At 42.4% G+C, this 14784-nt stretch carries 10 protein-coding genes and 2 pseudogenes; 8 read left to right on the top strand and 4 right to left on the bottom strand.

Going from position 1 to position 14784, the window contains the following annotated elements:
* Positions 1-63 precede the first annotated feature (63 nt).
* Entirely contained in the window at positions 64-900 is an 837-nt protein-coding gene (locus B3143_RS01120; protein WP_004785687.1) for an IclR family transcriptional regulator, read from the bottom strand.
* Positions 901-1467: 567 nt separating this feature from the next.
* On the opposite strand from B3143_RS01120, the gene B3143_RS01115 reads away from it, so the two are divergent.
* From B3143_RS01115 to B3143_RS01095, 5 genes are all read left to right on the top strand, one after another.
* Positions 1468-2622, top strand: coding sequence for an acyl-CoA dehydrogenase family protein (locus B3143_RS01115; RefSeq protein ID WP_286739218.1), 1155 nt, complete (start codon positions 1468-1470; stop codon positions 2620-2622).
* Positions 2623-2654: 32 nt separating this feature from the next.
* Entirely contained in the window at positions 2655-3854 is a 1200-nt protein-coding gene (locus B3143_RS01110; protein WP_004785690.1) for an acyl-CoA dehydrogenase, read from the top strand.
* A 210-nt stretch (positions 3855-4064) separates the two neighbouring features.
* Entirely contained in the window at positions 4065-5345 is a 1281-nt protein-coding gene (locus B3143_RS01105; RefSeq protein WP_004785691.1) for an MFS transporter, read from the top strand.
* A 50-nt stretch (positions 5346-5395) separates the two neighbouring features.
* A complete protein-coding gene (locus B3143_RS01100; protein WP_004785693.1) occupies positions 5396-6064 on the top strand; it encodes a 3-oxoacid CoA-transferase subunit A in 669 nt (222 codons plus the stop codon).
* Positions 6064-6738, top strand: a complete 675-nt coding sequence (locus B3143_RS01095; RefSeq protein ID WP_004785695.1) for a 3-oxoacid CoA-transferase subunit B — start codon at positions 6064-6066, stop codon at positions 6736-6738. Before B3143_RS01100 ends, B3143_RS01095 begins: the two co-directional genes overlap by 1 nt.
* 454 nt (positions 6739-7192) lie before the next feature.
* Here the strand turns inward: B3143_RS01095 and B3143_RS01085 are convergent.
* The 3 genes and pseudogenes from B3143_RS01085 to B3143_RS01075 all read right to left on the bottom strand — a co-directional run bounded on the left by B3143_RS01085 (position 7193) and on the right by B3143_RS01075 (position 11302).
* Positions 7193-8497 (bottom strand): annotated as a pseudogene (locus B3143_RS01085) (MFS transporter).
* Between the two features lie 17 nt (positions 8498-8514).
* Positions 8515-9780, bottom strand: a complete 1266-nt coding sequence (locus tag B3143_RS01080) for a DcaP family trimeric outer membrane transporter (protein WP_004785698.1) — start codon at positions 9778-9780, stop codon at positions 8515-8517.
* A gap of 223 nt (positions 9781-10003) precedes the next feature.
* Positions 10004-11302: an MFS transporter gene (locus B3143_RS01075; RefSeq protein ID WP_034170871.1), complete on the bottom strand. Its 1299-nt coding sequence runs from the start codon at positions 11300-11302 to the stop codon at positions 10004-10006.
* A gap of 450 nt (positions 11303-11752) precedes the next feature.
* On the opposite strand from B3143_RS01075, the gene B3143_RS01070 reads away from it, so the two are divergent.
* The 3 genes and pseudogenes from B3143_RS01070 to B3143_RS01060 all read left to right on the top strand — a co-directional run.
* Positions 11753-12526: an enoyl-CoA hydratase gene (locus B3143_RS01070; RefSeq protein ID WP_004785705.1), complete on the top strand. Its 774-nt coding sequence runs from the start codon at positions 11753-11755 to the stop codon at positions 12524-12526.
* Positions 12527-12528: 2 nt separating this feature from the next.
* The gene (locus B3143_RS01065) at positions 12529-14049 is read left to right on the top strand and encodes a 3-hydroxyacyl-CoA dehydrogenase (protein ID WP_004785707.1); all 1521 of its coding nucleotides are present in this window, start codon (positions 12529-12531) and stop codon (positions 14047-14049) included.
* 25 nt (positions 14050-14074) lie between these two features.
* Positions 14075-14784: pseudogene (locus tag B3143_RS01060) on the top strand (3-oxoadipyl-CoA thiolase); the annotation flags it as partial.

Below are 14784 nucleotides of genomic sequence, written 5' to 3'. Positions count from 1 at the left end.
ATTCAGCGGACGCTTACAAATAAAGGGCGATCATTGCCGCCCATTTAAATCTTAAATAACAGCTTAGATATTATTTAAAGTCAGAGAAATGTTATTGACCATATGAATCAGACGAGGACCGATTTCATTTTCCAGTTTTTCCTGATTGAGCAGATAGGTTGGTGCGCCGCAGTTAAAAGTCAAAATACCATGTTTAGGATGAATCAATGGCACTGCAACAGAGTTCACATCTTTGGCCCAATCACCGAGAGATAAGCAATAGCCATAATCCTGATAATCACGAATAGCACGTTCTAAATTACGCTTAATGGTTGGCCACTGATCTTCATTTCTTTTCTTGATGGCATCAAATAGATACTCACGTTCTTTAACTTCCATCGCAGCTAGGCAGGCACGGCCCATCGCACTACTATGAATAGGCAGGGTAGAGCCAACTGGACGACGCATGGTCAAAGTAGACTCTGTGTGAACGACTTCCAAATAAATCATGCTCAGACGATCACGGGTTGCCATGGCGACAGGCGCTTGCGCATAACGTGACATTTCTTCCATAAATGGATATGCCTGTGTACGTGCCGAAATATTGCTTAGCGCTGCATAACCCAGAGCCAATACACCAACGTCCAACAGGTATTTGGTCGTATTCGGTAACTGTTTTAGATAACCTAAAGAAACCAACGTGCTGGTGATCCGGGCAACAGTCGGTTTTGGCAGATTAGTTAGCTGTGCAATTTCCTGGTTGCCCAGTAATTGATTCGTTGCGGAAAAACATCTGAGAATTTCTAAACCACGTGCAATAGACGCGATAAATTGTGGGTTATTTTCTCTATGAATATGTGAAATCGGATCTAAACGGATCTCATCAAAATTAGGTATTTCGCCAGTTTTATTTTTTGTCATGGTCAGAGCAATTAAAGGTAAATTAATAAATATGATAGCAATTAAATTTCACGATACAAAATAAAACACTTCTATTAGTGATAAAAATAAATAAAAAAGTGCTCACTTTATCTGTATTTAAGTTAATTAGCGCTATTCAGCTAAAAACCATGCAGAATCTATAGGTTTTTGAGACCTGTAATGATTTTTAAGTATCTTTAGAAATTTAAAGTTCACCAGATAAAATTTCAGGAAAATGGAGCCAATCAAAACGAGAATCATCAGCACGATTTAATTGAAACATTCTTATCTCGCTGCACTTTTATAGAATCAATTATGACCTGATTCAAATCATCTAACTCTTTTCTAAATCTACCAACAATCTAAAAATTTCGCATTGCGAAATAAAATTCTAACTAAAATTTTTAATTAAAGCTAGAAAAATTTGCTTTTTTGCTTAAAAAATAAAATTTTTAATAATTTTTCTTGCTCAAAATGAATTTTTATGATTATTTATTTCGTATTACGAAACTAAAATTAAAGGGTAAAGGAATTTACCCAGATGAACTAAATAACATGGAGATCCCTATGATTCGCGATCCGGAAATGCTTGAGCAACTTCTTTCGACTATTCGTAACTTTGTCAAAAATGAACTAGTTCCTTTAGAACATGAAGTTGAAGAAAGCAACGCGATTCCTGAGCGTATTGTCGAGCAGATGAAAGAATTAGGTCTGTTTGGCCTAACCATTCCAGAGGAATACGGCGGTTTAGGTATCACCATGGAAGAGGAAATTCTGGTCGCAATGGAATTAGGCCGTACATCAGCTGCATTCCGTTCTTTGATTGGAACCAATAACGGGATCGGTTCAAGCGGGATCGTGATTGACGGTACTGAAGAGCAAAAACAGAAATACCTGCCACGTTATGCGACTGGTGAAATCATTGGTTCATTCTGTTTAACTGAGCCGGATTCAGGTTCAGATGCAGCATCTTTAAAAACCAGCGCGGTTAAAGATGGCGATTACTATATTTTAAACGGTACCAAACGTTTTATTACCAATGCGCCGCGTGCAACGACATTTACGGTGATGGCGCGTACCAATCCTGATATCAAAGGTGCAAGCGGCATTTCTGCATTCCTGGTAGAAGCGAATACACGGGGCCTAAGTCTGGGCAAAATTGATAAAAAAATGGGCCAACATGGTTCATACACTTGTGACGTGATTTTTGACAACTGTAAAGTTCATAAAGATCAGTTGATCGGTGGTGTTGAAGGCATTGGCTTTAAAACTGCAATGCGTGTTCTGGATAAAGGCCGTCTGCATATTGCTGGCTATAGCGTAGGTATGGCAGAGCGTATGCTGGAAGATGCTTTAAATTATGCAGTGGAACGTAAGCAGTTCGGTCAACCGATTGCGAATTTCCAGCTCATCCAAGGCATGCTGGCAGACTCTAAAGCTGAAATTTATGCAGCGAAATGTATGGTTCTAGATGCTGCCCGCCTGCGTGACGAAGGCAAGAATGTGACTACTGAATCTTCATGCGCGAAAATGTTTGCGACTGAAATGTGTGGCCGTGTAGCGGATCGCTGTCTGCAAATTCATGGTGGCGCGGGCTATATCAGTGAATATTCAATTGAACGTTTCTACCGTGATGTGCGTTTGTTCCGTCTGTATGAAGGTACAACTCAAATCCAGCAAATCATCATCGCACGTGAAATGATTAAACAAGCGACCGCGTAAGCAGCAGATTTTAGAATATTGGAAATATTAAAATGAGCACAAGAATTAGATTTGACTGGCAAGATCCATTTTTACTGGAACAGCAACTGACTGAAGAAGAACGTATGATCCGTGACAGCGCGCATGCGTACTGTCAGGACAAGCTGATGCCACGTGTACTAGAACAGTTCCGTCATGAAAAAACCGATCCAACGATTTTCCGTGAAATGGGTGAGCTGGGTCTGCTGGGCCCAACCATCCCAGAACAATACGGCGGTGCCGGCTTAAATTATGTCAGCTATGGTCTGATTGCCCGTGAAGTGGAACGTGTAGATTCAGGTTACCGTTCAATGGCCAGTGTGCAAAGTTCTCTTGTGATGGTGCCAATCAATGAATTTGGTTCTGAAGAACAGAAACAGAAATATTTGCCAAAACTGGCGACCGGTGAATATATCGGCTGTTTCGGTCTGACTGAGCCTGATCATGGTTCTGATCCGGGTAGCATGATTACTCGTGCCAAGAAAGTCGAAGGTGGTTACCGTCTGACGGGCGCCAAAATGTGGATTACCAACAGTCCGATTGCAGATGTTTTTGTAGTTTGGGCAAAAGAAGTATCTCCTGAAGGCAATGTCGGTGACATTCGTGGCTTTATTCTGGAAAAAGGCTGGGAAGGGCTTTCTGCACCAGCGATTCACGGTAAAGTTGGCCTGCGTGCATCGATTACTGGTGAAATCGTGATGGACAATGTTTTTGTTCCAGAAGAAAACGCATTTCCGGAAATTCGTGGTCTAAAAGGTCCGTTTACCTGTCTGAACAGTGCGCGTTATGGTATTGCCTGGGGTGCGATGGGTGCAGCTGAATTCTGTTGGCATACAGCGCATCAATACACCATGGACCGTAAACAGTTTGGCCGTCCATTGGCTGCGAATCAGCTGATCCAGAAAAAATTGGCAGACATGCAAACTGAAATTGCGCTGGGTCTACAAGTGGCATTACGTTTTGGCCGTATGAAAGATGAAGGTATCGCTTCCGTTGAAGGTACTTCACTGATCAAACGTAATAACTGTGGTAAAGCTTTAGACATTGCCCGCTTAGCGCGTGACATGATGGGCGGTAACGGGATCTCTGATGAATTCGGTGTAGCTCGTCATCTGGTAAACCTGGAAGTGGTCAATACTTATGAAGGTACCCATGATGTACATGCCCTAATTCTAGGTCGTGCGCAAACGGGTATTGCTGCATTCTCCAACTAAATGAAGATCAACTTCTAGCCAGCAATGCTGGCTAGTTTGTTTTGTCTGACTTCAATTGAAGTCAGACAATCCAGTTCTGGGATGGTTTTTTAAAATCTAGTCAGTTTCAGAATTAGAGATCAATCAAACATTCTATGTTTCATTTAATTAATTAGGTGAAACATAAACTGCTAAAAGGCACAGGAGTGCCAGCAAAGTGTAAAGGACATTATGAATACGCTTAATTCACAACAAAACCTTCTACCAGAAGAAAATATGCCTAAGAAAAAGGTCTGGATTCTGGCTTTTATCTTTTCATTTTTAGCGTTATTGGTAGATGGTGCAGATCTTGCACTATTAGCCTACAGTCTAACCAGCCTCAAACAAGAATTTTCTTTAAGTAGTATTCAGGCAGGTGCACTTGGTAGCTGGACACTTGCTGGTATGGCCATTGGTGGCTTTTTTGGTGGCTGGGCTTGTGACCGCTTCGGGCGAGTTCGGGTGATTGTTGTTGCGATCGCTTTATTCTCTTCATTAACCTTCTGGCTGGGCTTTACTCAAAGCTATGAAGAATTCAAATGGTTGCGATTCTTTTCAGCAATTGGCTTAGGAGCCCTCTATATTGCCTGTAATACTCTAATGGCAGAGTATGTGCCAACAAAATATCGTTCTACAGTACTTGCTGCTTTAATGACAGGTTGGACACTTGGTTCAGTCGTTGCCACTGTACTTGCAGGATGGTTACTTCCAGAATTAGGCTGGCGTTACCTTTACTATATCGCCATTGTTCCGATTGTTCTTGCCATTGGCATGTTCTTCCTGGTACCAGAGCCACAAGCCTGGTTAAAAGCCCGTCAAGAAAGATTGGCAGCCAAAGCCAGCGGCGTAGTTCAGGAAAAACCGAAGAATACGTTTAAAATGATCTTTGCCGATGCTTTAAGCCGTCGCATGTTCATCCTCTGGTCGTTCAGTACCGCATTTTTACAGTTTGGTTATTACGGTGTAAGTAACTGGTTACCGGCTTATCTGGAATCAGATCTCGGTATTAAATTTAAAGAAATGACCACCTATATGATTGGGACCTTCCTGATCATGATGTGTACCAAAGTGATCGCAGGCATTATTGCGGATAAAATTGGCCGTCGTGCAGTATTTGCTTTCGGTACCATGGGCACTGCAATCTTTATTCCAATTATTGTCTTTGGCAACACACCGGACAATATCTTATGGCTGATGCTGTTTTTCGGATTCCTTTACGGTATTCCATATGGCATTAACGCGACTTATATGACTGAAAGTTTCTCTACCAAAGTCCGTGGTACAGCTACAGGTGGCGCTTATAACATTGGCCGTCTAGGCGCAGTATTGGCACCCTTAACCATCGGTTATTTTGCACAAGGTGGCTCAATTGGTACAGGTCTACTTATCATGAGTGTGGCTTATTTTATTTGTGGTTTGATCCCAGCGATTTTCATTAAAAACCGTTTGTTTGACCCACAAAAAGCTGACTAATTGATTAATCAAATATTTATAAAGACAGGAAGATGCTAGGAAGCAATTAAATGAATAAAATCACACAGGATATCGAAACTATACTCAAGCAGATTCCAGATGGTGCGCATATTATGACTAGTGGCTTCGGTTTGGCAGGACAGCCAATCGAACTGATTGAAGCTTTGATTGATATTGGTCCTAAAGATTTGACCATCATCAACAATAATGCTGCTTCTGGTGACCGTGGCCTAACCAACCTGTTATTGTCAGGACTGGTGACAAAAATGATCTGTTCATTTCCTCGTGCCAATAACTCCAAGGTGTTTGAAGAGCTGTATAAAGCTGGAAAGGTTGAACTAGAGTTGGTACCACAAGGCAACTTGGCTTGCCGTATCCAGGCAGCGGGTGCAGGTCTGGGCGCTATTTTTACGCCTACAGGTTACGGTACCAAGATTGCTGAAGGCAAAGAAACCCGCCATATCAATGGCAAGGACTATGTGCTGGAATATCCAATTCATGCGGACTATGCCTTGGTTTATGGCAATCAGGCTGATCAATGGGGCAACTTGACCTACCGTAAAGCAGCGCGAAACTTTGGCCCGTTAATGGCAAAAGCGGCCAAAACCACGATTGCCCAAGTGCATGAAATTGTAGAGTTAGGCGAGCTTGATCCAGAGATTATCGTGACGCCGGGTATTTTCGTGCAGCATGTGGTGAAGGTAGGAGATATCAAATAATGACAATTCAAAAACGTACACGCGAACAGATTGTAGAAAAAGTTGCACAGGATATTCCGACCGGTTCTTATGTGAATTTAGGCATTGGCTTACCAACACGCGTTGCTGGTTATTTAAAACCTGAACAGGATATTGTCCTGCATTCTGAAAATGGTGTTCTGGGTTTTACCGCTTTAACTGATCCTGAACAGGCTGATGATGATCTGATTAATGCTGGTAAAGAACTGGTCAGCATGCTCGATGGCGGTAGTTTTATGAACTCTGCAGATTCCTTCGATATTATGCGTGGCGGCCATTTAGATTTCTGCATTATGGGCGCCTTTCAGGTCGCCGTGAATGGTGATCTCGCTAACTGGCATACCGGTGCACTGGATGCGGTTCCAGCAGTGGGTGGTGCCATGGATCTGGCGGTTGGTGCTCGCTGTGTCTATGTTTGCATGGAACATGTCACAAAAAATGGCGAACCACGAATTGTGGAAGAGCTGACTTATCCAATTACTGGTAAAAACTGCGTTGACCGCATTTATACCGATTTGTGCATTATTGAACTCAAAGATAATCAGGCTTGGGTGCTAGAAATGGTGGATGGCTTGAGTATCGAAGAACTTCAGCAACAGACAGGTTGCAAGTTATTTGATGGCCGTGCAGCTGCACAGTTAAAAGCATCCGTATAATAATTCTATCAATCATTTAAACATGATTAGAAATCGCAGCTTAGGCTGCGATTTTTATTAGATATTTTTTAAGCTAAAAGTGTCAACACACCCTAAATATTAAGATTTTAAATCAGGTTAAATTTTTAAATATCAAAAGATTAAATAAAATAATCGAAAAGGATTCTGGTAGAAGATAGTTCTTCTTATGCTGGATAATCCTGTCCTTTATTTTCCAGCATATAATTCTAAATAGAAACACAGGGCTAATATGTCAAATACTTTAAATATCTTTCATAAACCAAAAAATGATCGTAATCTTCATATTTAATGAATTTTGAAAGTTCCTTCTCCCTCTGGGAGAAGGTTAGGATGAGGGAATTTCTTTTTAATGATAAAAAAATGATTTATGAAAGCAGCCTTTGTAAACTCAAACTAATATTCTATGAGTTCACAGTATTAAATTTTAGATTATTTATGATTGGGAGTGGATATTGACCAGATTGCGTTTGCGGCTTAAGTCATAGCGGTTAATACTAAAGATGAGCAGGGTAAAGCCAAAGCCCAATGCAACACAGGCTGACCAACCATACATTTTCCATAGGTTTAGCGATAGAAATGCACCGATCCCGGCACCTGAAAAATAACAGGTCATATAGATTAGACTTCTTGCGTTAGTTAAAATTTAAACAGCCTAAAGCTACAATTTATAAGGTTTTAGCCAATTCAAAAATTAGGTAAAACGATACTTTCGCAAGAGGTCTATTGCATTAATACGGGAACGGGCTTGTACCGAGATTCGATATACCAGATTCTGATTTAACACATGCAGTGAAGAAATCCCAAAATAAGCGGGAATTAATCCAATGATATACACCCATAAATAGCTTTGCGCAAAAAATAATGGAATCCAGGCCAGAATTAAACCCGTGGTAGCAAGTTGTGCAATCCATTTTTCCCGATGTCGACCAATCATTTTACCGGTCCATTGTGATGACCAGATGCCAACCACACCAACAATACCCATTAACCCAATCTGGAAATCATTAAAATGATAGGGTGCTTCCGCCAGTACAAAAGTCATGGTGGTAAAAATAATACTCAGCATACCAAAGCCCAAACCACCAATGATGCTACGTCGGATCAGCATGGGTTCGGTTTTGGCAAAGGTAAATAGTGAGCGATAAATCTGTAAGATACTCATTTGTAATTGGCTCTTCGCTTTAGGTAACTGATACCACATAGCGATACTGAGCAAGAGAATAGAACAGCCACTCAAAAGGTAGACTGCATGCCAGGACCATAGGGTAGAAATTAGTCCTGATACAGTCCGGGCAAACAGAATACCGACCAGTACGCCACTCATCAGCAGACCAACCACTTCAGCACTTTTTTCTCTTTGAGACAGGTTAGCCGCAAAAGGAATCAGAATCTGGGTGGTAATCGAACAAAAAGAAGCGAGCAGGGTAAAACCATACAGCATATGCAGGTTGGTACTGGCAGAAAGTCCGATTAGCGCCAGTCCGGTACATAGCATGAGGCTGCAAATATAGAGGCGTTTTTCAAACAAATCGCCTAAAGGCACAAACAAGAATAACCCAGTGGCATAACCAATCTGGGTTAAAACGACAGTCCAACCAGACTCAGCCACACTGATATGCAGATCTTCTGCGATAGAATAAATTAATGGCTGGTTAAAATAGTTACAACCCGCGCAGAGTGCGCAGGTCATGGCCATCATAAACATAAATTTTCGTGAAATTTGCCCTTGGGCTGACATCCTTGTCTCCTAAGGCTTTAGAAACTATAAGTCGCTGATAAATTCACACGAGAAACATCCGCTTCTCGATTATCAAAAGTTTCACGTTTGCCGTGGTGATATTCTGCGCCCAGATTAACCTTTGGAACTGGAGAATAAATCACGTTAGCCATATAGTCAGTTAAACGTTTATTGGTTTCAGGATTCGCGCGTGCATAGTCGCTGGAATCATCAAAATCTACCACACTGGCATTAATGCTACTACGTAGTTTTGGCGTAAATTTATGCGTAAAGCCGATATTTAAACTATTAAACTCATTGAGTAAAAGTTCGTTATTGATTGGATCGACTGAATAATCTCCACCCCAAGCAGCACCATCGGTTGTTGAACCTTGAGTCAAGAAAGCTGCAATACGCTGGTCACCGACCATATGGAAATAGTTACCCTGGATCGAGTTTTGATCATTGAGATGATAACGTCCACCAAGACCTACACCCCAACCAACTTTTTCAATATCACCTGTATCAGTTTGCGCCTGCTTTTGATTGACAAAGCCTTGAGCTAATAAATGCAGCGGACCTGATTGATGAATATATTTAGTGGTTAAAGCAGGCAAGGCAGAAGAGCGATCGCCACCAGCCATATACTCCAGACCAACATTCCAAGTATTTTCCGGATCAAGTTTGAAAGCATAGCTGACTTGAGGCGTACGTAGGACCGACCCACCCAGTAATAAGCTGTAATCGACAGCTTCAGTACTAATTTCTGGTGTCGACATTAATGACCAGGCCTGACCAAAAGTCCAGTTATAGTATTTTAAATGTGCATGACGGATACGTAGTCCACCATCGCCTTTACCATTATTGGTCCAGAAGTCAGCTTCTAAACGTGCAGAAACATTTGGATTTCCACCCAAGTCTTTAGCCAGGAAACCAATTCGGCTGGCAGCAGCAGTAAAATCTGAACGGGTAGAGTCAGGTTCAGTAAAAGGCACTTTATTAATCTGGTTAATAGTACGGCCACGAGCTTCAGGGGTACTTTTGAAATCAACTGCGCCATCAAAGCGAATCAATCCATAAACATCGACATTATCCACCATCGAACTCAGCGTTTTAGAGTCTTGTGCTTTGGCTTCTTCTTGCTGGTTCTTTAACGCAAGTTGCGCGGCTTTCTGCTGTTCCAGTTCGGCCTGGATTTGCTTTAACTGTGATTCTAAAAACTGCATCCGGTCTTCTGACGCTTCTGCTGAAAATGCCTGTGCTGAAGCAATACCACATAATGTTGCTAAAACTAATTTTTTCATTTCTTAATCCCTAAAGAAATTTTCTGATATCTAAGAAGGAAAATCTTTCCTTGTCGTTGCTCTCATTGCTAAATGCAGAGATGCTGACTTTTGAATAATGAATACGAATCTCGTTCAACCAAGAAACATCCTGTTCAGGTCAAAGGGTATGTATTCGATATTTAAAGTCATAAAAATATAGATGAAGGAGGGCAGTAAATTTACCGCCCTCTTGAGTTAAAAGTTATTCAGCTTTTTGTGGATCGTATAAACGGTCCTTAATAAACAGGGCAGGAATCAAACCGCATAGGAAGTAAGCTGCACCCATCACCAATAGACCCGTACCGATCGAACCATTCATCGCAAGATAACCAATCGTAATTGGAGCGAAGATTGCACCGATACGACCAATATTGAATGCACCGCCAACTGCTGTACCACGTACTCCAGTAGGGAAACTTTCGGTTAGATAGGTTGCATTAATGGCATATGGAATACCGTACAGGAATCCGAAGATCAGCATCAGTACACCAATATTATCGGCATTGTGCATATACACCACGACAGGAATAAACAGTGCTGTTCCCATGGTGCCGAAAGCAAATACGATACGACGACCAATTTTGTCAGCCACATAACCTGCAATGATTTTGGCGAACATCATGGTGATAAAAGTACCTACCATGTATAGCGCCATTTCCTTGAATTTAATGCCTAATTCAGCTTCAAGATAACTTGGTAACCAGTTGCTTACACCGAAATAACCGAATAGCAGGAAACCAGAGCTGAAAGACCAAAGGATGAACATCTTGCCATGGGTTTTATCTTTAAGAATGGTGATATATGGGTTGCCTTTTTTGGCATCATTATCCACGATCTGACCAGTTCTTTTCATTTCACGGACACGTTTCCATGATTCTGGCTCTGGCACCATAAAGTGCATTAGGATACCTAAAGCTAATGGAGCAATCGTGATCCAGTACAGCATACGCCAGCCGAATTCAGGAATGATCCAGCCTGAAATCATGGTAATCACCAATGAACCTAAAGTGAAACCGGTCATCAATGTTGCCAGTACCGTAGTACGGTATTTGGTTGGTACATACTCAGACATCAGAGTATTACAGGCAATATATAAACAGCCCAAACCTAAGCACGAAAGGGTACGTAAAATCGCAAACTCTTGATAAGACTGGGCAAAACCTGAATAGGCAGACAAGATTGAGAAGGAAATAGTGGCCAATACGATGACACGTACACGTCCAAACTTGTCACAGGCCCATCCGCCAATAAAGCCACCGATCCCCATACCCAAAAGAGAATAACTTCCCAAGGCACCGGCCTGTACAGAAGTCAGCCCCCATTCTGCTTTCAAACTGGTCAAGCTGAAAGCCAGAATACCAATGTCTGCACCGTCACATAGTAAAATCAAAAAAGCGAAGACAAAGGCCGTCATCCACAGGCGTTTAGGTGCCTGCTTAATGGTGCCGTCGGAGGAGACCCCCGTTTTAGTTTCCTCAGCTACGATGGTATCGCTTGTCATTCTTATATCCTCTATATATTAAAGTAGCATTCCTCTGCTACCGCTAAATCCATTTTCTTCCTCACGGAAAAGCATTTTCCTCATCTAAGGTCTAAGCGTCTGTGCGCATTCGCCCTGTTACGATCAGGCTGGATCTGATTTTTCCGTTTCACCTTGAGTGAAAAATCACTGAACAACGTAGTATCCTTATGACGGAAATTAATTTTTTTATTTTGTATTGTGGTTAATATTTACATAAATGAATAACCAAAATTCGAATTAAATAATTAATTCCGTATTGCGAAATCAATTAATCATAAAATAGCCAGCTGAACAAGAGTTTTTACTCTAATTTTTATTAAAAAATAACTTTTTTACGTTTTTGAGAGAAAAAATCTTGATTTATGGGTTTAGAAACCGTAGTTTTATATAAAATAAAATTTCGCTATACAAAATAAATGGAGTTTTTTGATGGAACAGGTAGTTCAAGTAGAGCAAATCTCGACACATGTGGCGATGGTCAAGATCCATCGTCCAGAAGCTAAAAATGCCCTGAATACAGAAGTGCGCCAGAAACTGGCTGCGGCTTTTCTGCAATTGAATGACGATGAAAATATCCGTGCCATTATTCTCACTGGCGGTGAAACTGATTTCGCTGCAGGCGCTGACCTTAAAGAATTAGCCAATGCTGAAACGATCCAGATGATGCAACGTCGTACTGAGCGTTACTGGCAAGCCATTGCGCAGTGTTCAAAGCCGGTGATTGCAGCAGTAAACGGTTATGCATTGGGCGGTGGCTGTGAACTGGCGATGCATGCGGACATTATTATTGCCGGAAAAAGTGCCCAGTTCGGTCAGCCTGAAGTCAAAGTAGGGGTAATGCCAGGTGCGGGTGGTACACAGCGTTTATTCCGTGCCGTGGGTAAATTCCATGCGATGCGTATCATCATGACGGGTTGTCTGGTACCAGCGCCGGAAGCTTATCAGATTGGCCTGGTGTCTCAAGTAACGGAAGACAGTGAAACCCTGGCAACAGCAATCAAAATGGCTGAAGGTCTGGCAAAAATGCCGCCAATCGCGCTTGAACAAATCAAGGAAGTGGCTTTACTGGCTGAAGATGTGCCACTCAATGCTGGCTTAATGCTGGAACGTAAATCTTTCCAGATGCTGTTTTCTTCAGAAGATCAAAAAGAAGGTATGCAAGCCTTTATTGAAAAACGTAAACCAAATTATCAGGGACGATAAGCATGAGTATTCAAATTCAGAAAATCGGTATTATTGGCGTAGGTACGATGGGTGCGGGTATTGCCCAGATCGCAATTCAGTCGGGCCATGATGTCGTGTTGTTTGATGCCAAAGCGGGTGCTGCTGAACAGGCACAAGAAAAGCTGGCTAAAACATTAAATACCCTGGCTGATAAAGGTAAATTCAGCCATGAAAAAGCTGCTGAAGATCTTGCTCATTTATCCATTGCCCAGCAGATCGAAGACCTGAAAGATTGCGATTTAATCGTTGAAGCGATTATTGAAAATCTGGAAATCAAACAAAAGCTGATGCAGCAACTGGAAGGTATCGTAAAACCGGAAGCGATTCTGGCATCCAATACATCTTCACTGTCTATCAGTGCGATTGCCGCCAATTGCAGCCAGCCGGAACGCGTTGCCGGTTATCACTTCTTTAACCCGGTTCCACTGATGAAAGTGGTTGAGGTGATTGAAGGCTTTAATACCCGTGCTGATATTGTAGATGCACTCACTCAGTTATCTACAAAAATGGGACATCGCCCGGTAAAAGCCAAAGATACCCCGGGATTTATCATTAACCATGCTGGTCGTGCCTTTGGTAGTGAAGCCTATGCGATTCTGAATGAAAATGTCACTCCATTTTATGACATTGACCGCATCTATCGTGACGGCATCGGTTTCAAGATGGGACCATTCGAGTTAGGCGATCTGACCGGGATGGATGTATCTCATCCGGTAAGTGAATCAATTTATCACCAGTATTATGAAGAAACACGTTACCGCCCAAGCGTGATTACCCGCCAGCGTTTTATTGCTAAACAGCTAGGCCGTAAAACTGGTAAAGGTTTTTACGATTATACCTCGGGGAGCAAAGTAGGTGATGTGGCTCCAACCTTGGTTGAAAAGCTGGATCAATATCCATCGGTTTGGCTGGGTACAGAATATAGCGAAGACCGTCAAGCGCTTGAGCAATATCTACAGCAGTTCAACATCCAGATCGAGCAGACTGACGCACCTTCAGCAGATGCTTTAATCCTAATTGCGACTTATGGTGAAGATGCCACTTCAGCCGCAGTCCGCTATCAGGTGTCTCCGCAGCAAGTAGTCTGCATTGATCTGCTTTATGGCCTAAATAAACACCGTACCTTGATGCCAACGTTTGTCACCAAAGCTGAACTGGTAAACGCAGCGCAATCGATTTTCAATCTGGATGGTGTGACTGCAAGCACAATTCAGGAAAGCGTTGGTTTTGTAGCACAACGTGCTTTGGCCATGATTGTGAATCTTGGCTGTGATATTGCCCAGCAAGGTGTTGCAACCGTAGAAGATATCAACGTTGCCGTGAAGTTAGGCCTTGGTTATCCATACGGCCCAATTGAATGGGGCGATGTACTGGGTGCGGAAAAAATTCTGAAAATTTTAGACCGCATGACTGCAATTACCCGTGACCAGCGTTACCGCCCAAGTCCTTGGTTGCGCCGCCGCGTTCATCTCGGTTTACCTCTTGTTCATACTACACATTAATTAAAAAGTTAAAGGAATAACACTCATGTTAAATGCCTATATTTATGATGGTTTACGTTCTCCAATCGGTCGCCATGCAGGAAGCCTGGCAACTGTACGTCCAGATGATCTGGCAGCAACAGTTATTAAAAATCTGCTAGAAAAAACCGGTATTCCAGCAGCTGACGTAGAAGATGTAATCTTTGGTAGCACCAACCAGGCCGGTGAAGACAGCCGTAACGTGGCTCGTTTTGCGGCACTGCTTGCAGGTATGCCTGTGACCGTTCCAGGTCAAACTGTAAACCGTCTTTGTGCTTCAGGCTTGGGCGCTGTGATTGATTCAGCACGTGCCATTACCGCAGGTGAAGGCGAGCTGTATATTGCAGGTGGTGTAGAAAGTATGACGCGTGCACCGTTTGTAATGGGTAAAGCTGAAAGCGCGTATTCACGTGATGCCAAAATCTATGACACCACGATTGGTACACGTTTCCCAAACCGTAAATTTACTGATCAGTTTGGCGCGCACAGCATGCCAGAAACAGGTGATAACGTCGCTGAAGAGTTTGGCATTACGCGTGAACAGGCAGATACTTTTGCTGCTGCATCACAAGCGAAATATCAAGCTGCAAAAGAAGCAGGTTTCTTTGAAGGTGAAATTACACCGATTGAAGTTTCACAAGGGCGTAAATTACTGCCTAAATTAGTGATTGAAGATGAACATCCACGTCCATCTTCGACATTTGAAGCATTATCCAA

Source organism: Acinetobacter sp. UBA1496 (assembly GCF_002324975.1).
Lineage (GTDB): Bacteria > Pseudomonadota > Gammaproteobacteria > Pseudomonadales > Moraxellaceae > Acinetobacter > Acinetobacter variabilis.
Note: the sequence above shows the minus strand (reverse complement) of the source record. Positions and strands in the feature narration are given on the sequence as shown.

Excerpts from the sequence above, each read along its gene's own strand:
- B3143_RS01120 (WP_004785687.1), bottom strand. The coding sequence starts at position 900 with ATGACAAAAAATAAAACTGGCGAAATACCTAATTTTGATGAGATCCGT.
- B3143_RS01115 (WP_286739218.1), top strand. The coding sequence starts at position 1,468 with ATGATTCGCGATCCGGAAATGCTTGAGCAACTTCTTTCGACTATTCGT.
- B3143_RS01110 (WP_004785690.1), top strand. The coding sequence starts at position 2,655 with ATGAGCACAAGAATTAGATTTGACTGGCAAGATCCATTTTTACTGGAA.
- B3143_RS01105 (WP_004785691.1), top strand. The coding sequence starts at position 4,065 with ATGAATACGCTTAATTCACAACAAAACCTTCTACCAGAAGAAAATATG.
- B3143_RS01100 (WP_004785693.1), top strand. The coding sequence starts at position 5,396 with ATGAATAAAATCACACAGGATATCGAAACTATACTCAAGCAGATTCCA.
- B3143_RS01095 (WP_004785695.1), top strand. The coding sequence starts at position 6,064 with ATGACAATTCAAAAACGTACACGCGAACAGATTGTAGAAAAAGTTGCA.
- B3143_RS01080 (WP_004785698.1), bottom strand. The coding sequence starts at position 9,780 with ATGAAAAAATTAGTTTTAGCAACATTATGTGGTATTGCTTCAGCACAG.
- B3143_RS01075 (WP_034170871.1), bottom strand. The coding sequence starts at position 11,302 with ATGACAAGCGATACCATCGTAGCTGAGGAAACTAAAACGGGGGTCTCC.
- B3143_RS01070 (WP_004785705.1), top strand. The coding sequence starts at position 11,753 with ATGGAACAGGTAGTTCAAGTAGAGCAAATCTCGACACATGTGGCGATG.
- B3143_RS01065 (WP_004785707.1), top strand. The coding sequence starts at position 12,529 with ATGAGTATTCAAATTCAGAAAATCGGTATTATTGGCGTAGGTACGATG.